This window comes from Butyricicoccus sp. OF27-2pH9A (assembly GCF_027693185.1).
Classification (GTDB): domain Bacteria; phylum Bacillota; class Clostridia; order Oscillospirales; family Butyricicoccaceae; genus Agathobaculum; species Agathobaculum butyriciproducens.
Genome location: NZ_JAQEXK010000004.1, coordinates 45,597 through 63,590 on the forward strand (window position 1 = coordinate 45,597; position 17,994 = coordinate 63,590).

General features: G+C 55.5%; 18 protein-coding genes. 14 read left to right on the forward strand and 4 right to left on the reverse strand.

The window, feature by feature from the left end:
- Positions 1-161 precede the first annotated feature (161 nt).
- From PG722_RS05105 to PG722_RS05120, 4 genes are all read left to right on the forward strand, one after another.
- Positions 162-1,307, forward strand: a complete 1,146-nt coding sequence (locus tag PG722_RS05105; RefSeq protein ID WP_116705157.1) for an FtsW/RodA/SpoVE family cell cycle protein — start codon at positions 162-164, stop codon at positions 1,305-1,307.
- Positions 1,308-1,361: 54 nt separating this feature from the next.
- Positions 1,362-1,928 carry a hydrolase gene (locus PG722_RS05110; RefSeq protein ID WP_270579857.1) on the forward strand — a complete coding sequence of 189 codons (567 nt, stop codon included), beginning with the start codon at positions 1,362-1,364 and terminating at the stop codon, positions 1,926-1,928.
- 337 nt (positions 1,929-2,265) lie between these two features.
- A complete protein-coding gene (locus PG722_RS05115; RefSeq protein ID WP_270579858.1) occupies positions 2,266-4,074 on the forward strand; it encodes an N-acetylmuramoyl-L-alanine amidase in 1,809 nt (602 codons plus the stop codon).
- A 56-nt stretch (positions 4,075-4,130) separates the two neighbouring features.
- On the forward strand, positions 4,131-4,535 hold the full coding sequence (locus PG722_RS05120) for a C-GCAxxG-C-C family protein (RefSeq protein ID WP_118729114.1): 405 nt from the start codon (positions 4,131-4,133) through the stop codon (positions 4,533-4,535).
- A gap of 365 nt (positions 4,536-4,900) precedes the next feature.
- On the opposite strand, the gene PG722_RS05125 is transcribed toward PG722_RS05120, so the two are convergent.
- From PG722_RS05125 to PG722_RS05135, 3 genes are all read right to left on the reverse strand, one after another.
- Positions 4,901-5,467: a chromate transporter gene (locus tag PG722_RS05125; protein ID WP_118729113.1), complete on the reverse strand. Its 567-nt coding sequence runs from the start codon at positions 5,465-5,467 to the stop codon at positions 4,901-4,903.
- Positions 5,464-6,006, reverse strand: coding sequence for a chromate transporter (locus PG722_RS05130; RefSeq protein WP_270579860.1), 543 nt, complete (start codon positions 6,004-6,006; stop codon positions 5,464-5,466). Before PG722_RS05130 ends, PG722_RS05125 begins: the two co-directional genes overlap by 4 nt.
- Positions 6,007-6,131: 125 nt before the next feature.
- Positions 6,132-6,500 (reverse strand): VOC family protein, encoded by a 369-nt coding sequence (locus tag PG722_RS05135; RefSeq protein WP_270579861.1) that lies wholly within the window; start codon positions 6,498-6,500, stop codon positions 6,132-6,134.
- A gap of 168 nt (positions 6,501-6,668) precedes the next feature.
- Here PG722_RS05135 and PG722_RS05140 point away from each other — a divergent pair, with 168 nt between their 5' ends.
- The 10 genes from PG722_RS05140 to PG722_RS05185 all read left to right on the forward strand — a co-directional run bounded on the left by PG722_RS05140 (position 6,669) and on the right by PG722_RS05185 (position 16,553).
- A complete protein-coding gene (locus PG722_RS05140) occupies positions 6,669-8,669 on the forward strand; it encodes a DHH family phosphoesterase (protein WP_118360686.1) in 2,001 nt (666 codons plus the stop codon).
- 64 nt (positions 8,670-8,733) lie between these two features.
- Positions 8,734-9,180: a 50S ribosomal protein L9 gene (gene rplI / locus PG722_RS05145; RefSeq protein WP_110436125.1), complete on the forward strand. Its 447-nt coding sequence runs from the start codon at positions 8,734-8,736 to the stop codon at positions 9,178-9,180.
- 355 nt (positions 9,181-9,535) lie between these two features.
- A complete protein-coding gene (gene dnaB, locus PG722_RS05150) occupies positions 9,536-10,903 on the forward strand; it encodes a replicative DNA helicase (RefSeq protein WP_188886039.1) in 1,368 nt (455 codons plus the stop codon).
- 3 nt (positions 10,904-10,906) lie between these two features.
- Positions 10,907-12,259 carry a tRNA lysidine(34) synthetase TilS gene (gene tilS / locus PG722_RS05155; protein ID WP_270579862.1) on the forward strand — a complete coding sequence of 451 codons (1,353 nt, stop codon included), beginning with the start codon at positions 10,907-10,909 and terminating at the stop codon, positions 12,257-12,259.
- Positions 12,249-12,803, forward strand: coding sequence for a hypoxanthine phosphoribosyltransferase (hpt, locus tag PG722_RS05160; protein ID WP_243022094.1), 555 nt, complete (start codon positions 12,249-12,251; stop codon positions 12,801-12,803). Before tilS ends, hpt begins: the two co-directional genes overlap by 11 nt.
- 37 nt (positions 12,804-12,840) lie before the next feature.
- The gene (gene ftsH, locus PG722_RS05165; RefSeq protein ID WP_118285015.1) at positions 12,841-14,799 is read left to right on the forward strand and encodes an ATP-dependent zinc metalloprotease FtsH; all 1,959 of its coding nucleotides are present in this window, start codon (positions 12,841-12,843) and stop codon (positions 14,797-14,799) included.
- 184 nt (positions 14,800-14,983) lie between these two features.
- Positions 14,984-15,418 (forward strand): hypothetical protein, encoded by a 435-nt coding sequence (locus PG722_RS05170; RefSeq protein ID WP_270579863.1) that lies wholly within the window; start codon positions 14,984-14,986, stop codon positions 15,416-15,418.
- 11 nt (positions 15,419-15,429) lie between these two features.
- Positions 15,430-15,885 carry a hypothetical protein gene (locus PG722_RS05175; RefSeq protein WP_118478876.1) on the forward strand — a complete coding sequence of 152 codons (456 nt, stop codon included), beginning with the start codon at positions 15,430-15,432 and terminating at the stop codon, positions 15,883-15,885.
- Positions 15,886-15,897: 12 nt separating this feature from the next.
- Positions 15,898-16,350 carry a hypothetical protein gene (locus PG722_RS05180; RefSeq protein ID WP_270579864.1) on the forward strand — a complete coding sequence of 151 codons (453 nt, stop codon included), beginning with the start codon at positions 15,898-15,900 and terminating at the stop codon, positions 16,348-16,350.
- 2 nt (positions 16,351-16,352) lie between these two features.
- Positions 16,353-16,553, forward strand: a complete 201-nt coding sequence (locus PG722_RS05185; protein ID WP_270579865.1) for a helix-turn-helix transcriptional regulator — start codon at positions 16,353-16,355, stop codon at positions 16,551-16,553.
- A gap of 107 nt (positions 16,554-16,660) precedes the next feature.
- Here the strand turns inward: PG722_RS05185 and PG722_RS05190 are convergent, their stop codons facing one another.
- Positions 16,661-17,986 (reverse strand): sodium-dependent transporter, encoded by a 1,326-nt coding sequence (locus PG722_RS05190; RefSeq protein ID WP_118360691.1) that lies wholly within the window; start codon positions 17,984-17,986, stop codon positions 16,661-16,663.
- Positions 17,987-17,994: the final 8 nt, after the last annotated feature.

Below are 17,994 nucleotides of genomic sequence, written 5' to 3' on the forward strand. Positions count from 1 at the left end.
TGTGTTGTGGTATCATATAGAAATGTAATTGAGAATGGAAAATGAATAATGAAAATGAATGTGGCAGTGCAAAGCACTGCAATTTAATTCCGCCGCTTTGCGGCGATACCTTGATTTCCGATTCTCAATTCTCAATTTCCATTTTGAAAGGGAGGGGTTTGATGGACACTGCTCGTTCCATTGTACACTCTGTTACGCATTATATCAAAAACACGGACCTGTATCTGATGCTGCTGGGACTGGTCTGCTCGATCTACGGCATGCTTCTCATTTACTCGGCAACACTCAACCCGGTGACGGCGCTGGACGGCTCGACGAAAAACCTGTATGTACAGGGTGCTGCGATCATTCTCGGTCTGGCGGCGTTTGTCGCGCTCAGTCTGATCGACTTGGAAAATCTGGGCGACCTATGGAAAATATTCGTGATCGGCAATATTCTGCTGCAGTTTCTGCTGTTTACGCCGCTCGGCACCGAGGTCAACGGCCAGCGTGCATGGCTCAATCTGGGCGTGACAAGCCTGCAGCCGGGTGAGCTTGGCAAGCTGATCTTCATCTTCACGATTGCCGCGCACATGACCGAAATACAGGATCATATCACCGAATGGCGCGGACTGGTTTCGGTCGGTCTGCATACGTTGGTAATGATGGGGGCGGTCGTGCTCTCGTCGGGCGACACCGGCATGGCGATCCAGTACCTGATGATCGCGGTTATCATGCTGTTCTCGGCCGGTCTGCCGCTCAAGTGGCTGGGCATTGCTGCCGGAGTCGGTATCGCAAGCGTGCCGATCCTGTGGAATTATGTGCTCAAGGATTACCAGAAAACGCGAATCCTCGTGCTGTTTGACCCGTCCATTGACGTGGAACAGTCCCGACAGGCGACCTACGGCAAGATCGCCATCGGCTCGGGGCAGTTTACCGGTCAAGGCTGGACCAACGGCACGATGACCCAGATGCAGTATGTGCCGGAGAACCAGACCGACTATATTTTCTCGGTAGCCGGCGAGGAACTGGGCTTCCTCGGCTGTCTGCTCATCATCATCCTGCTGATGGCGCTGATCATCCGCCTGTTTTATGTGGCGTACCGCGCCTCCACGCCGTTTTCGGCGCTGATTGCGGTCGGTGTAGGCGGCATGCTGCTGTTCCAGACCTTTATGAATATCTTTATGAATGTCGGTCTGCTGCCTGTCATGGGCCTGACGCTGCCGTTCTTCTCCTACGGCGGTACGTCGATCGTTACCATGTTCGCCGCGCTCGGCATCGCTGCAGGCGTCAGAATGCGAGAAAAGCCAAGCTGGCTGCAAAACTGATATGGGCATCCCGCCCTGCGCATACATTGAAAATGACAGAAGGGATTTTACAAAATGACCAGACAACAAGCATGGGAGCTTCTTCGCAGGTACAACGCGGAGCCGTTCCATTTACGGCATGCGCTGACGGTTGAGGGCGTCATGCGCTGTTTTGCGGAGCAGCGCGGTTATGACCCGGAATTCTGGGGCATTGTCGGTCTGCTGCATGACATTGATTTCGAGCAGTGGCCGGAGCAGCACTGTGTCAAGGCATCTGAGCTGCTGCGCGAAGGCGGTGCAGACGAGAGCATTATTCATGCGGTATGCAGCCACGGATGGGCGATTTGCGTGGACATCAAGCCGGAGCACGAGATGGAAAAGCTGCTGTATGCAGCCGATGAGCTGACCGGCTTGATCGGTGCGGCGGCGCTCATGCGCCCGTCCCAAAGCGTGCAGGGCATGGAGCTCAAGAGCCTGAAGAAAAAATACAAGGATAAAAAGTTCGCGGCAGGCTGCTCGCGTGAGGTCATCGAGCGCGGCGCAGAGCTGTGCGGACTGACGCTCGAGGAGCTGTGGCAGCAAACGCTGGATGCCATGTGTTCCTGCGAGGATTCCATCAACAGGCAGATGGAAGAGATTTAAGGCAACACCGCACAATTAAAGCGGCGGTGCTTTGCGGAAATTTTGTGTCCTGACTTTGTTGCAGTTTCACGGTAATACATCAAGTATTACCGCAAAACTGTGCCTCGTCAGTACGCAAAATTTACTCGCAAATCACTCTTGTTCAATTATGCGGTATTGCCTTAACGAAATATTGTACTTATATGGAATAATCGGGGCATTTGTAATATTACAAATGCCCCGGTTTCGTCATATTTCGTTGAAATGTGCCATGTTTTGTGGTAAAATACCATCAAGAATGCCCACGGCGGGCATGCAGGAAAGCAACCCACCGGCGAAACAGCATGGAGGTTCAAGAATGCGTTTCAAACGAATGATCGCGGTATTTCTGAGTGCGGCGATATATATGACAGCGGGTGCGGCGGCCGCAGAATTGCCGCAGGATGCTGTGGAGGCAGAAACCACAGCCGTCACGACCGAGACTGCCGCCGAGCGGGATCTGACACAGGATCTGCCGCAGGCGAGAGCGGTCGTCAGCGCGGCAAAGACCACGCACGCGTTTCAGCTCAACGGCAAGGCGGTGACCAATCCGCAGGCGTACTTAATTAACAAGTATAATTATTTCAAGCTGCGCGATGTAGCCTATCTGCTGCGCAACAGCACCGCAGAGTTTGAGGTGGGCTGGGAGAAATCCACCAACGTCATCACCCTGACGACCGGCAAAAATTACACCGCGGTCGGCGGAGAGCTGAATACGGCAGCACTGTCCAGTGCGGCAGGCAAACCCACCACGGCTATCGTCAAGGTGAACGGCAAAAAGGTTTCGTTTGACGGTTACATCATCAACGGAAACAACTACTACAAGATTGCCGATATGGCGGCTGCACTCGGTTTTACGGCGGATTACGACGTACCCAGCCGCACGGTTTCGCTTAAAACACCGACACCTGCACCGATTCCGGCTTCGTTCACGACCGGTGTGTACCGCGTTAACGTCCATTCGGCGCTGACCGTGCGCAGCGGTCCGGGCAAAACCTATTCCGAAGTCGGTGAGTACGCCAAGGATGCGCTGGTTATCGTGGACAAGCTGTCGAACGGCTGGGCACATCTGCTGGACAGCGCAGGCGGCAGCGGCCGTTACTGCAGCGCGGACTATCTGGTGCGCGTAAGGGATTACAATGCGGCGGTCGATAAGCAGACCGAGCCGACTATCTCCAAGCCGAGCGCACCTTCGACGCCGAGTACACCGGCGACTCCTGACGAGCCGACGACGCCGACTGAGCCGACAACGCCGGATACGCCCGCCGAGACGTTCACAAGCGGCGTGTACCGTGTAACCGTGGACTCCGAGCTGTCTGTTCGCTCGATCCCGAGCACCTCCGGCACGCTGGTCGGCGTGCTGAAAAACGGCGCGGAAATCGCGGTTGACAGCATCAGCAACGGCTGGGCACATATTATGGATAACGCTTCGGGCAGCGGCCGCTACTGCAGTGCGGCTTACCTGACGCGCGTGCGCGACTACGTCAGCGGCGACGAGGATAACGATCCGATACAGCCGCCGCGCACCTCGCACATTGATGGCGTGATGACGGTCATTATCGACCCAGGTCACGGCGGCAGCGATGTCGGCGGGAACAACGGCGGTTCGCTCGATGAGAAGCATGTCAACCTGTATGTGGCGCAGTACCTCAAGCAGTATCTTGAGGCAGCCGGTGCAAAGGTTATCATGGTGCGCGATACCCTTGAGGAAGGCAGCGAGCTGACGCTGCGCGGCGCTGTTATGAAACAGTATGCGTCCTCGGCGGACCTGTTCTTTAGTATCCACCACAATGCAGCCAACACCACTGCACGCGGAGCGGAAATTCTGGCGCAGATTGCGGACAAGAACGGCGGCCCGACCAAAATTCTGGCGCAGGCGCTGCTCGACGAGTACGAAAAGCTGGGGGTTCCGATTCGCCAGATCGTGTTCCGCGAGGGCAGCCACGGCGATTATTATTACACCAACCGTGCAGCGGCGGCGCTGAATATTCCGGCGCTGACGAGTGAATTCTGCTTCATTGATAACGAGGAGGACCAGAAGTTCATCGACAGTGAGGAGGACTGGCAGAAGCAGGCGCGTGCACAGCGCAATGCGATCCTGTATTATTTCACGCAGGTACAGTATTAAATAAGTTGACCGCGTCGTTTACGGCGCGGTTTGCTTTGAAAAAGGAGATATTTGTTATGACAGAACGGGCAAAACTGGCACAGGATTTTCACGATCAGGGCTACAACTGCGCACAGGCGGTGGTCTGCGCGTACTGCGATCTGGTTGGTCTGGATAAGGAGACCGCCTATAAAATGTCGGAAGGCTTCGGCTTCGGCATGGGCTGCATGGAGATGTGCGGCGCGCTGAGCGGTGCGTTCATGCTCGCGGGCATGAAGAACAGCGCAGGAGCGGATCAGCCGGGCACGACCAAGGGTCAGACCTATAAGGTCACGAAAATGCTCAAGGAGAAGTTTGAGCAGAAGAACGGCGCGTATCTGTGCCGCGACCTCAAGGGCGTAGCCGACGGCAATGTACGGCGCTCCTGTCCGGGCTGCATTGAGGATGCGTGTGAGCTGATTGAGGAATACCTCACGAAATAAAAAGAAAATCCCTTTCTCGACTGAGAAAGGGATTGAGGCTGTCGAAAAACTTCGTTTTCCGAACAGCCTCTCGCTCGAAACCACGCTTTCGAGCGAATCTCGAAGAAAAACCGCGTCCTGCGGACACATTTTTTCTTCCCTTGTATAAATTCCGAGATACATGCTCCCGGAATTTATGAATTTGTAAAGCAAATTCGATTGAATGCGTGCTGCCGCACGAAGCATAAAAATCGAATATTGCTTTTTCGACAAGCTGAATCCCTTTCTCGACTGAGAAAGGGATTTTTTTGTGCAATTCGGAGGGCAGCGGCGGGATGCCCCATCCCGCCGTTCCACAGAGAATCTGCACGATAACAAATCAAAACTTACAGGTTAAACACCACACCGCACACCGCGCCAATCAAAATAAAAAAGATCGGGTGCAGCTTTTTGAGCTTCCAGATACCGAGCGACAGCACGAGAAAAATAATGATCGCCGGAACATTGATGACCGAGCCGAGACTTGCGATGCCTGACCAGTTTTCCGTATGCAGCAGCGCTGCGACAAACACCTCGAGCATTGCGCCGAAGATCAGACCCGCGGACGCCGGACGCAGGCCGTAAAAGCCGTTCTGGACCAGTGGAGAGTCACGAAACTTATCAAGCGCACGCGACACCAGAATGATGATGATGACCGACGGCAGCACAAGCGAGCAGGTCGCCATGAGGGCACCGGGAATGCCGGCCGCGTGGAAGCCGGCGTACGTTGCCGAGTTGACACCCATCGGACCGGGTGTGGATTCGGAGACTGCGATCATGTCCATCAGATCGTTCGGCGTGAACCACGGATACCGCAGCGAAATCTGCTTGAGGAAGGGCAGGGTCGCCAGTCCGCCGCCGATGGCGAACAGACCCGCCTTGAAAAATTCGTAAAACAGCTGAAGGAAGATCATGCGCGTCTCCTCCTGATCATGCCGATAGCGATACCGGCAATGGCGGCCACAATGACCATCACAACCGGCGATACGCCGAAGAAGGCGACAGCCGCGAACGTAACGAGCAGGATAACGCTGGTCGGCACGTCAACAACGCCCTTTTTCGCCATTTTCCACACGGACTGCAGCACGAGCGCGCAGACCGCGATGCGGATTCCGGCAAACGCGTGCTGCACGACAGCGAGATGCGCAAACTGCTGGATAAATGCGGCGATAATCGTGATAATAATCAGCGATGGCGTGATCATGCCCGCCGTGGCGGCAATGCCGCCGAGAATGCCGTGCGTTTTGTAGCCGATGAACGTGGCGGTGTTCACCGCGATAACGCCCGGGGTGCACTGACCGATGGCGTAGTAGTCCATCAGCTCGTCCTCAGTCGCCCAGTGGCGGTTTTCAACGACCTCGCGCTGCAGAATCGGCAGCATGGCATAGCCGCCGCCGAACGTGCATACGCCAATCCGTGCACATGTGAGGTATAGATCAAGGTAAGGATTCAAATGATACAGTCCTTTCGTCAGGAGATAACTTCAATAGTATACACCCGTTGTCGAAAAATGAACAGAATAATCCTGTTCAGAGAATGAAAAAAACGCTCAAAGCAGCAGCTCCAAGCGTTTTCTGTTTACTTTGCGGGAATGACTTCCAGCCAGTAGCCGTCCGGGTCGGAGATAAAATAGATGCCCATTGCCGGATTTTCGAAGCAGATGCAGTCCATTTCCTTGTGCTTTGCGTGTGCGGCATCGAAATCATCCACGCGGAAGGCCAGGTGGAACTCGTTGTCACCGAGGTTGTACGGCTTGTCCCAGTCGCGCAGCCACGTCAGCTCGAGCAGATGCGGCGTTACGCCATCGGTCAGGTATACAATAATGAAGCTGCCGTCCGGTGCGTTGATGCGGCTGGATTCGGTCAGACCGAGAGACTCCTTATAAAAAGAAAGCGAACGGTCCAGATCGCGGACGTTGAAGTTGTTGTGTGCAAACGAAAATTGCATAATGATATCCTCCTGATTGCGAATCTACGGTTACTGTACCATGAAGCTGTGAAAATTGCAAGCGGACGGCGAAAAGATACAAAACCGGTTTGCATTTAGTGTTGAAATTCTGGCGATGGCTTGCTATAATTAGGTTGAATATTTGCGTCCCAAAAAGGAGGCAGGGGTTTGAAAAAGAGATTACAGAAGATGCTGGCTCCCAACAGCGTAATGTTTTATGTGCTGTTTTTCCTGTTTGCGGTCGTGGGACTTTATTTCTCTCGCGTGTACGGTGCGGCGGGTATTGTGGTGTGTATCATCCTGCGGATTGTTTCGCTGCGCATGAATGCGGCACGGCGGCGGCAGGTGCAGGAGCTGATGAACAACATCGAGGTAGATGGCGGAGAGATCCGTCCGGCGGTGACACGCTCGCCGCTGCCGACAGCTGTTGCGCTGGCTACCACGGGCGAGATCGTATGGGCGAATGACGCATTTGCGGAAATCAGCGGTCGGGGGACTGCGGTAAGCGGCGTTCGCATGGGCGAGATCGCACCGACGTTTGAGACCGGCTGGCTCATCAAGGGGCAGACCGCGTTCCCGGGAGAGCTTGGCATCGGCAAGCGGCAGTACCATGTATTCGGCAGTATGGTGCAGAGCGGTGCGGGACAGCTGATGATGCTGCATTTCATCGACTGCACCGAGTTTGTCCGTCTGCGGGATGCGGCTGAGACTACCCGTCCGGCTATCGCGGTTATCGCGATCGACAACTACGAGGAGCTGGTCAAGAACACCACCGACTCGGAAAAATCCAACATTCTGGCGGGCATTGATAAACGTCTGTTTGCCTGGGTGAAGGACTCGAGCGCTGTACTGCGCAAGTACGACCGCGACAAGTATATCTTCGTGATCGAAAACGCCGAGCTGGACAAGCTGGTCGCGCGCAAGTTCTCCGTTCTGCAGGAGGTGCGCGAAATTGAGAACCACGAGGGCGTTGTAGCTACCCTGTCCATCGGTATCGGACGCGACGGCGAAACGCTTGCGGAAAGCTATCAGTTTGCCGGACTCGCTGTCGACATGGCGCTGTCCCGCGGCGGCGACCAGGCGGTTATCAAGAATAAATTTAACTTTGCCTTCTTCGGCGGATTGAGCGAGGAAGTCGAGAAGCGCACCAAGGTCAAGAGCCGCGTGGTTGCAAACGCACTCAGCCAGCTGATCCGCGACTCGTCTCAGGTGCTGGTCATGGGCCACAAGAACAGCGATATGGACGCCATCGGCGCTGCTGCCGGTATGGTCTGTGCCGCGCGTGTCAAGGGCAGACCGGTGCACATTGTTGTGGACCGTCAGCACACCATGGCAAATGACCTGATCGAACGGCTGGAAACCCAGTCTGAGTACAAGGGCGTGTTCATCAGCGCCGAGGATGCGATGATCGCGTGCGATTTCAACACGCTGCTTATCGTGGTGGACGTAAACCGTCCCGGCTATGTGGAGAGCGCGGCGCTGCTCGAATCCATCAACAAGATCGCAGTCATTGACCATCACCGCCGTGCGGCGGATTATATCGAGAATGCAGTCGTATCCCTGCACGAGCCGTATGCGTCGTCCGCATCTGAGCTGGTCAGCGAGTTGCTGCAGTATCTTGTGCCGACCAGCGGCATCCTCACCTGCGAGGCGGAAGCCATGCTGGCAGGTATTTATCTGGATACCAAGGGCTTTGCAACGCGCACCGGTGTCCGCACATTTGAGGCGGCAGCGTATCTGCGCCGCGCAGGTGCGGAGTCGAGCGATGTCAAGCGCCTGTTCCAGTCCAGCTTTGACCAGTATATGGAGCGTCAGAAGCTGATCTCGTCCGCGCGCAACTGCGGTCAGGGCGTTATCTTCGCTATCACCGGCGAGGAGGTAGACCGTATTGCGGCCGCACAGGCAGCAGACGAGCTGCTGTCCATCATCGGCACACATGCAAGCGTTGTTGCGTTCCGCAGCGGCAATGATATGGCGGTTTCCGCTCGTGCGGCAGGCCACGTCAATGTGCAGCTGCTGATGGAGAGACTCGGCGGCGGTGGCAACCATTCGGCGGCCGGTGCACAGCTGAAGAATACCACGCCGGAGGAGGCCGACAAGCTGATCACGGATGCCATTCGCGGCTACTTCGACGATCAGCGGACCGAAAAGCAGGACGATAATAAATAAAACCGAAAAGCAGGCGAAGCTGTTCGCCGCATTCGATATAGCAAACACAAAAGGAGTAATCACCATGAAAGTAATTCTCAAGGCCGACGTTAAGGGCAAGGGCAAAAAGGGCGAGCTGATCGAGGTCAGCGAGGGCTACGGCCGCAACTTCCTGATGCCGCGCGGTCTGGCAGAGCCGGCAACCGCGGATAACCTGAACGTCAAGAAGGCGCAGGATGAGGCACACGCACGCAAGATCGCACTTGAGCAGCAGGCGGCCCGCGAGGCAGCCGAGAAACTCAAGGAGAGCCCGGTAAAGGTTCCGGCCAAGGGCGGCACGGGCGGCCGCCTGTTCGGCGCTGTTACCTCCAAGGAAATCGCTGAGGAGCTGAACAAGCAGTACGGTCTGAACGTACCGAAGCAGAAGATCGTGCTCGAGGAGCCGATCAAGACCTTCGGTGTACACCGTGTAAAGGCAAAGCTGTATCAGGATATCGCAGGCGAGATTCTGGTGCAGGTAGTCGAGGCCTAACCTGCATCTATAGGGGGTATCCAATACCCCCTATATACGCCGGTCGGTTCCGGAGAAACCGACCGGCGATACCCCCGGACGCGCTCCAAGGGCGCTGGGTCGGGGTGTAAAAAGTCAGGCGCATGTCCTGACTTTTTACGGACACGGTATTGCCGTGTCCTATTTCATGCCGTGCGTGAAACGCACGGTCGCTGCGGCGGGTCAATGACTCGGTTTTCCGTTTGGAAAACCTGTCATGTGGTTGCGCTTTGCAAGCAAAGCGGGATTTGATTGACGCAGGCTATGCCTGCGTTGTCATTTTTCGTTCTTCATTCTCAATTCTCCATTTTTATTTTTAGCGGAGGGAGGTAAGTAAGTGCCCGACGAACTTTTAATGCGGCAGGTACCGCAGGATCTGACTGCGGAGCAGTCGCTTTTAGGCGCGATGCTGGTCGATCCGAACTGCATTCCCGAGGTCATCGAGCAGGTGCGCGCCGATGATTTTTACGCGGAAGAAAACAAGCGCATCTTCGAGACCATCTACTCGATGTTCAACGGCGCACAGCGCATTGACCCGGTAACCGTTCTGGATATGCTCACGCGCATGGGTTACTACGACGAGGCCGGCGGCCGCGCGTATCTCTTTCAGCTGATGGAGGTCACGCCGGGTGCGCGGAACGTCAACGAATACGTCCGCATCGTGCGTGACAAGAGCCTGCTGCGCCAGTTGGCGGACGCGGGCAGCGAGATTCAGCAGAACGCCCTCGAAGCCCACGGCGAAGCCTCCGGCATTGCCGAGCTGGCGGAGCAGCGCATTTACAGCATCCGACAGGGACGTGAAATTAAGGGCCTGTCACGGCTTTCTGAGGTTATCGCGGATCTGTATACCGAACTGGACGAGCGTGCCCGGTCGGACAGTGAAATTCCCGGCATGTCCACCGGCTTCCACGCGCTGGACACGGCGCTGACCGGTCTCAATAAATCCGACCTGATTCTCATTGCGGCACGACCCGGCATGGGCAAGACCGCATTTGCGCTCAACGTGGCGCTCAATGCGGCTAAGGCAAGTGTCAAGAATAAGGAGCGCGGTGACAAAAAGGGCACCGGCGTGTGCGTGTTCCAGCTTGAGATGGGCAAGGAACAGCTGGCCAGCCGTTTCCTGTCAAGTGAGGCGCTCATTGAGTCGCAGAAGCTGAAAACCGGCAATCTGGACGGTGACGACTGGGTAAAGATCGCGCGTGCGTCCGGCGTACTGGCAGGACTGAATATCTATGTGGACGACAATCCGGCCATCACGGTTGCGGAGATCAAGGCGAAATGCCGCAGACTGGGTGACGAACTCGGTCTGATCGTCATCGACTATCTGCAGCTGATGCACGTCGGCGGCCGTCACATGGATAATCGTGTGCAGGAGGTCGCAGAGATTTCACGTTCGCTGAAAATTATGGCGAAGGAACTCAATGTTCCGGTCGTGTGTCTGTCGCAGCTGTCGCGTGCGTCCGAGCAGCGCTCGGATAAGCGCCCGATGCTGTCCGACCTGCGAGAGTCCGGCGCGATCGAGCAGGACGCCGACATCGTTATGTTTATCTACCGCGACGATTACTACGATGATGAAAGCGAAAATAAAAATATCGCAGAAATTATCATTGCGAAAAACCGTCACGGTGCGACCGGCACCATTGAGCTGCAGTGGGTCGGTCAGTATACCACGTTCTCCAATCCGGACCGCATTCACGAGGAGTAAGCCATGCTGGATACGGTAAAACGGACGATTTCTGACTATATGATGCTTGAAACCGGCGAAAATGTGCTGGTTGCCCTGTCTGGCGGTGCGGATTCCACAGCGCTTCTGCTGAGTCTGCGCGAGCTGGGGTATCCGGTGCGGGCATTTCACCTCAACCACTGTCTGCGCGGTGCAGAGTCCGACCGGGACGAAGCCTTCTGCCGCAGGCTGTGTGAGGAGCTCGGCGTGGAACTGACGGTCGAGCGCGTGGACATAGCCGCAGCCGCAGGCGATTCCGCGGTGGAGGAGACCGCGCGGCGTATTCGCTATGCACGGCTGGAGCATGCCGCGCACGGAGCCAAAATCGCGGTGGCGCACAATGCGGACGACAATCTGGAGACCATGCTGTTCCATTTGGTGCGCGGCACAGGTGCGAAAGGTCTCACGGGCATTCCGCCGGTGCGCGGACGCATCATTCGGCCTCTCATCGAGGTTGAACGGCGGGAGATCGAAGCCTTTCTGCGCGAGCGCGGACAGGATTTCGTCACGGACGGCACCAATGCGGACACGGCTTATACGCGCAACCGCCTCCGTCAAGAGGTCGTTCCCATTCTGCGGGAATTGAATCCGCAGGCGGTGCAGGCGGCAGCACGGCTTTCGCGTCAGCTTCGGCAGGACGAGACTTGCCTGCAGAGTTATGCACAGACCTGTGTACAACTTTGTGCAGTCGGGAACGGCGCATGGAAGATTCAGCCTCTGCGGGAGGCCGCATCGGCGGTTCGCAGCCGAGCATTGCGTCTGCTGCTCGAAAACGCGGATATGCCGCTCAAAGACGTAACCGCAAAGCATATTTCAGCGCTCGAGCATCTGCTGGAAACCGCGTCTCCGTCTGCGGAAACCGATTTGCCGAACGGCTGTTTCGCAAGACGTGAATATGACGTTCTGCGCATCATTCCCAAGGCGGAAACCGCGGTCGAGCGGCCGGAAATCCCGTTTACCGTACCATTCGCAGGGATGATCTGGAAGGACACGGTAAGGCTGACTGCAAAAAAATTAGAAAAATCCGAAGTTTTTTACAAAACATTCAATACTTTTTGTCTGGATTGTGGTACAATAGATTTTGAATCGCTGTGTGTTCGCACACGGCGCACCGGAGACACTCTGCGGTTGACCGAAAACGGCGGCAGCAGATCGCTCAAAAAGCTGATGATCGACCGAAAGATTCCGCGCTATATGCGGAATGCGATGGCCGTTATCGCGGATAAAAACGGCGTGATCGCGGTGCAGGATATCGGTGCGGACTGCAGCAGAACAGCCAAAAATAACGCAAATACACTGCAGATTACAGTAAAGGGGTTATCAAAAAATGGCTTATAATATGCGAGATGACATCAAGGAAGTTTACTTTACCGAGGAGCAGCTTCACGAAAAGGTAGCAGAGCTGGGTGCGCGTATCACGGAGGACTACCGCGACAAGAACCCGCTGATCGTCAGTGTGCTCAAGGGCTCCTATGTATTCATGGCCGACCTGACCCGTGCCATTGATACGCCGTGCAACGTGGATTTCATGGTCGTATCCAGCTACGGCAAGGGCACCAAGACCTCCGGCGAGGTACAGATCATCAAGGATATCGCACAGCCGATCGACGGCCGCGACCTGCTGATCGTGGAGGATATTCTGGATTCCGGCGTAACGCTGCACTATCTCATGCAGATTCTGGCAGCGCGCGGCGCGAACTCCATCCGCCTGTGCACGCTGCTCTCCAAGCCGGAGCGCCGCAAGATCAACGTCGATGTGGATTACCTCGGCTTTGAGATTCCGGACGAGTTCGTAGTCGGCTACGGTCTCGACTACGCGGAAAAGTATCGCAATCTGCCGTATATCGGTGTACTTAAGCCGTATGTTTACGGCGGCGAGTAATTTAGGGAAGAGGTGTTAAACCGATTTGAAAGGCAAAATGAAAGGCTTCGGCCTTTACCTGATCATACTGGTGTGCCTGTTGGCGGGTGTCAGCTATGTGGTCAGCCAGACACAGCAGACAGAAACGCTGTCCTATAATCAGATCTACAACTATTTTATGGATGGCGATGTTGACCAGTACGACGTGGACGACACCACGCTGACCATGCATCTGAAAAAGGAAAACCGGACGTACACCTACGATCTGGGTGACTACAGAAGCGTGTTCTATAACGATCTGGGCGAGACCATTCAGCAGCAGATGCGGGATGGCACGCTGACCAAGGTCGATTACCGCACGGCAACCATTCCGTGGTGGGCACAGTTCCTGCCGTATGTGATTTTGATCGTGCTGCTGATCGCGTTCTGGTACTTTATGATGAACAAGCAGTCCGGCGGCGGAGCAGGTCCGATGCAGTTTGGCAAGGCCCGTGCAAAGCTGGCGCAGGACGATAAGCGCAAGGTCACTTTCAATGATGTGGCAGGCGCGGACGAGGAAAAGGCAGAGCTGCAGGAAATCGTCGAGTTCCTCAAGAATCCGCAGAAGTTCGTGCAGATCGGTGCGCGTATTCCGAAGGGCGTGCTGCTGGTCGGCCCTCCGGGCACCGGTAAAACCCTGATCGCGCGTGCGGTTGCAGGCGAGGCGGGCGTACCGTTCCTGTCTATTTCGGGTTCGGACTTCGTTGAGCTGTACGTCGGTGTCGGCGCATCGCGTGTGCGCGACCTGTTCGAGCAGGCCAAGAAGAACGCGCCGGCTATCGTGTTCATCGACGAGATCGATGCAGTAGGCCGTCAGCGCGGCGCAGGTCTCGGCGGCGGCCATGACGAGCGCGAGCAGACTCTGAACCAGCTGCTCGTTGAGATGGACGGCTTTGGTGCAAACGAGGGCGTTATCGTCATCGCAGCCACCAACCGCAAGGATATTCTGGATAACGCACTGCTCCGTCCGGGCCGTTTTGACCGTCAGGTCTATGTCGGCGCACCGGATGTCAAGGGTCGTGAGGCTGTCCTCAAGGTACATGCCCGCAACAAGCAGTTCGACCCGGATGTCAAGTTCTCTGAAATTGCCAAGACGACCGCCGGCTTCACCGGTGCAGATCTCGAAAACCTGCTCAATGAGGCAGCGCTGCTTGCGGCACGCCGCAACAAGAAGCTGATCTCGCAGGAGGAGATTGAGGAGTCGCTGCTCAAGGTCGTAATGGGCGTGGAGAAGAAGAGCCACATCATCAATGAGCACGACAAGCGCCTGACCGCGTACCATGAGGCCGGTCACGCGATCTGCTTCCACGTTCTGCCGACGCAGGATCCGGTACACCACGTTACCATTATTCCGCGTTCGTCCGGCGCAGGCGGCTTTACTATGCCGCTGCCGGAGGAGGATCAGGCATACCGCACCAAGAAGTATATGGAGGAGTATATCATCGTTTGTCTGGGCGGCCGCGTGGCCGAGCAGCTGACGATGGAGGATATCTCCACCGGTGCTTATGGCGACATCAAGCAGGCGACCCAGATGGCACGCGCCATGGTCACCAGCTACGGCATGAGCGAGCGTATCGGCCCGATCGACTACGGCTCGGATAATGGCGAGGTATTCCTCGGCCGTGATCTGGCAGCCGGCAAGGGCTATTCCGAGGTCAAGGCGGCGGAGATCGATGACGAGATTCACCGCATTATCGAGCACGCATATCACGCCTGTGAAAAGCTGCTGAGCGAGCACATGGACGAGATGAAACGCGTTGCCGAGTATCTCATCCGCAACGAAACGATGGACGGCGAGACCTTTGTTAAGGTCTACAACGGCGAAATCGTTCCGGATAAGATCGTCGGCGAGGATCTGATGACCGAGCTGCAGCAGGAGCTGCACGCCAAGGTAAGTAAGCCTGCGGAATCCGCAGAGGAGCTTGCCAAGGTTGAAGAAGCCGAAAAGGATCTCGACCCGGATAAGCAGGATCAGTAAACATTCACAAAACCCCACAGAAAATTCTGTGGGGTTTTTCCTTGCCTGAAATGTCAAACATTCTTGACATTTTGCTATCCGCCTGTTATCTTTAAGATGTAAAGAGAACTTTACATTTTAGCGAACGGCATCAAGGGTAGGAGGTGCTTTTATGCGGTGGGATTTATACACATCAGCCGAGAAAATGCAGGTATTATGGGTCTGCATCGGCTTGCCGGTGCTTCTGCTGGCGGCATGGTTGGTAAAAGACTGGATGGATGCCGGAAGATCGAAAAAGGCCCGCAGGATCGCCAAAGCACTCGGCAGCAAGACCGATGAGATGGAGCACGCCATCATCACACAGGCACAGGCGGTCGCATACCGGGTGACGCAGGCGGGAATCCTGGCGTGCCTGTATTATCGGCTGCTGATAAAAGGGCAGGCGGCAATGGAGTTGTGTGCGCTGTTGGTCGTGTCCGGCATGGCGGAGGCGGCTATTATGCTTGTGCAGACGTTCCGCAAAGCAAAGGACGACGAGGAGCATCCGCCGAGACTGACTTTCCTTATCGCAATGCTGATGTTCTGTGCGGTGCTGATCGGATTGGCCATCGGAATGACGGTTCTAACGCAAAACTGGTAGGAGGTGCGCTTATGAGCTGGGATATGTACGATATGACACAGAAGGTGCAGGTTGTTGTGGTTGCGATTGTGCTGCCTCTGGTCATTCTTGCAGCGAGCCTGTGGCACGACTGGGTAGAAGAAGGACAATCGCCGCGAGCGAGAAAAATCATGAAAGACTGGGAATGGAATATCGATGAGATGGCGCACGCCGTCAATGTGAAGGGTCGCTTGATTGGCTACCGTGTGCTGCAGGCCGGTGTTATCATTTATCTTGGTTACAGCCGCTTTTTCTGTGATTATCGCTCGATTGAACTCAGTGTTTTGGCAATCGTGTCCATTGTTGCTGAGGTGCTGTTTATCATCATCAAAACCATTCGCAATATGGCGGGCGATGAGGATAAAACGCAAATGTGGAAACAGATGGGACACAGTGTGTTCAATAATCTGATGTATCTGTGGATTGTGGTGAAGGTTTTCTGGATGTAGGGAGGTGCACCTATGTTTACAACCGAAATCGGTATAGGCGTGGTCGTAATGGTCGTTTTTGCGGCAATCTGGCTGGCTTTTATGCTCTGGGAGGACTGGGGACAGGCCGGAAAAACCGCTCGTGCACGCGCTTCCGCGAAGGCCAACGGCTGGGAGCAGGACGAAATGCAGAACACAATCACACGCAATGGTGCGATTATCGCCTATCGCTTGATGACGGTCGGGCTGTTTGTGGTGATGCTGGTGGATATCATTGCATTCGGCAAAAATGTGAGCGAGTTTGCAATTCTGTGGTTCGTGTGCATGGTGTTCGAGGGTGTTTACAGAGCAATCGCGACCTACCGTGCCACAAAAGATGACGAGGAAAATCCGCCGTCCCAAAGTGCACTTGCCGGGGATATTGTAAAGCGTATTTTCATTCCGATCGTGATATTCGCAGATTTGATATGGAAGTTCTGGCGCTGAAGATGAAGAACAATATTAAAGAGCTCCGCAAGGCACGCGGCCTGCGGCAGGAGGACATGGCAAAGCTGCTCGGGGTATCGCGGCAGACCATCGTGGCGATGGAGAACGATAAATACGACCCGACCCTCGAGCTGGCGATTAAAACCGCACGGCTTCTGGAACGGCCGGTTGAGAAGATTTTCTTCCTCGATGAAGAATCGTAATTGAGAATTGAAAATGGAAAATGAACGTATAGATGGGGCATTTCCCATTCTCCATTCCTGCATGAAAAAAGGACTTCCCGCAGGAAGTCCTTTTTTATAGCACAGATTTACCCAATACCACCCGGGATAATAAAGCTGAAGAATACGACGAGTGCGGCAAGGAAGATATACACATATTTCGCAAGCGGCGCAAACGCGCGGCTGAGCGGCTTGCTGCGGCCGTTCATCAGCTCCTGCTCCATCTTGTTAATGCCGAGCACCCAGTACGCCATAACCGCACCGAGGATTGCACCGATCGGCACGACGTAAATGGTGATAACGTCCATCAGCGTACCCATGAGCGTATCGCGCTCGATAAATAGGCCAACCGCCAATGCGGCGCCGCACGACAGCAGGACAGCGGCCTTTCGGCTCAGCTTGAGGCGCGTCTGCGCGGCTTCAGAGACTGCTTCCAGCATGTTCGCCAGCGAGGTAATGCCCGCGAACAGCACGGAAATAAAGAAGAAGAACGCGAACAGACGGCCGAACGGCATCTGCTGGAATACACGCGGCAGGGTGATGAACAGCAGCTTGGGGCCGGAGGCCGGGTCCAGACCGAACGCGAACACGCTCGGCAGGATGGCGAAGCCGGCCAGCATAGCCGCGCAGGTGTCGAGCACAGCGGTCATGCACGACGAATGTACAACATCCTCATTTCTCGGCAGGTAAGAGCCGTAAATGATCATGCCCGAGCCGGTGATCGACAGCGAGAAGAACGCCTGACCCATTGCCATGATCCATGTGCGCGGGTTGAACAGGTATTCCCACTGCGGTACGAGCAGGTATTTGTAGCCTTCGATCGCATTCGGCAGGAAGGCTACGCGGATAGCAATGATGATGAACAGGATGAAGAATGCGGGCATCATCACCTTGTTGATCTTTTCAATGCCGCCGGACACGCCGAAGATCAGCACAGCCGCCGTCAGCAGGATAACCAGGGTGTGCCACGGCACACTGGAAAAATTCGTGCTGCTCATTTCCGTGAAGAACTGCTCCGGTTCGGTGCTCATCAGCGAGCCGGTCAGTGCGCCGAACGCGCTTCGGAGCACCCAGCCGACGATGATGGCGTAGCCGATGGCGATACCGAGCGAGCCGAGCAGAGGAATCGTACCGAGGATGGCGCCGCCCTTTTTACCGCGGGACTTCATCGCAAATTCATACGAGCCGATCGGACCTGTGCCGGTCATACGGCCGAAGGCGAACTCGCCGGACAGGCCGACATAGCCGAACAGTGCGATAAACAGCAGGTAGGGGATTAAAAAAGCCGCGCCGCCGTATTGACCGGTGCGGTAAGGGAACATCCAGATGTTGCCCATGCCGACCGCAGAGCCGACCGCCGCCAGCACAAAGCCGATTTTTGAGGTAAAGGTTCCGTTTTCGTTTTTCTGATGCATAATAAAAC

Bases quoted from the DNA above. Each gene is read 5' to 3' on its own strand.
- PG722_RS05105 (WP_116705157.1), top strand. From the start codon at position 162: ATGGACACTGCTCGTTCCATTGTACACTCTGTTACGCATTATATCAAA.
- PG722_RS05110 (WP_270579857.1), top strand. From the start codon at position 1,362: ATGACCAGACAACAAGCATGGGAGCTTCTTCGCAGGTACAACGCGGAG.
- PG722_RS05115 (WP_270579858.1), top strand. From the start codon at position 2,266: ATGCGTTTCAAACGAATGATCGCGGTATTTCTGAGTGCGGCGATATAT.
- PG722_RS05120 (WP_118729114.1), top strand. From the start codon at position 4,131: ATGACAGAACGGGCAAAACTGGCACAGGATTTTCACGATCAGGGCTAC.
- PG722_RS05125 (WP_118729113.1), bottom strand. From the start codon at position 5,467: ATGATCTTCCTTCAGCTGTTTTACGAATTTTTCAAGGCGGGTCTGTTC.
- PG722_RS05135 (WP_270579861.1), bottom strand. From the start codon at position 6,500: ATGCAATTTTCGTTTGCACACAACAACTTCAACGTCCGCGATCTGGAC.
- rplI (WP_110436125.1), top strand. From the start codon at position 8,734: ATGAAAGTAATTCTCAAGGCCGACGTTAAGGGCAAGGGCAAAAAGGGC.
- tilS (WP_270579862.1), top strand. From the start codon at position 10,907: ATGCTGGATACGGTAAAACGGACGATTTCTGACTATATGATGCTTGAA.
- hpt (WP_243022094.1), top strand. From the start codon at position 12,249: ATGGCTTATAATATGCGAGATGACATCAAGGAAGTTTACTTTACCGAG.
- ftsH (WP_118285015.1), top strand. From the start codon at position 12,841: ATGAAAGGCTTCGGCCTTTACCTGATCATACTGGTGTGCCTGTTGGCG.
- PG722_RS05170 (WP_270579863.1), top strand. From the start codon at position 14,984: ATGCAGGTATTATGGGTCTGCATCGGCTTGCCGGTGCTTCTGCTGGCG.
- PG722_RS05175 (WP_118478876.1), top strand. From the start codon at position 15,430: ATGAGCTGGGATATGTACGATATGACACAGAAGGTGCAGGTTGTTGTG.
- PG722_RS05180 (WP_270579864.1), top strand. From the start codon at position 15,898: ATGTTTACAACCGAAATCGGTATAGGCGTGGTCGTAATGGTCGTTTTT.
- PG722_RS05185 (WP_270579865.1), top strand. From the start codon at position 16,353: ATGAAGAACAATATTAAAGAGCTCCGCAAGGCACGCGGCCTGCGGCAG.
- PG722_RS05190 (WP_118360691.1), bottom strand. From the start codon at position 17,986: ATGCATCAGAAAAACGAAAACGGAACCTTTACCTCAAAAATCGGCTTT.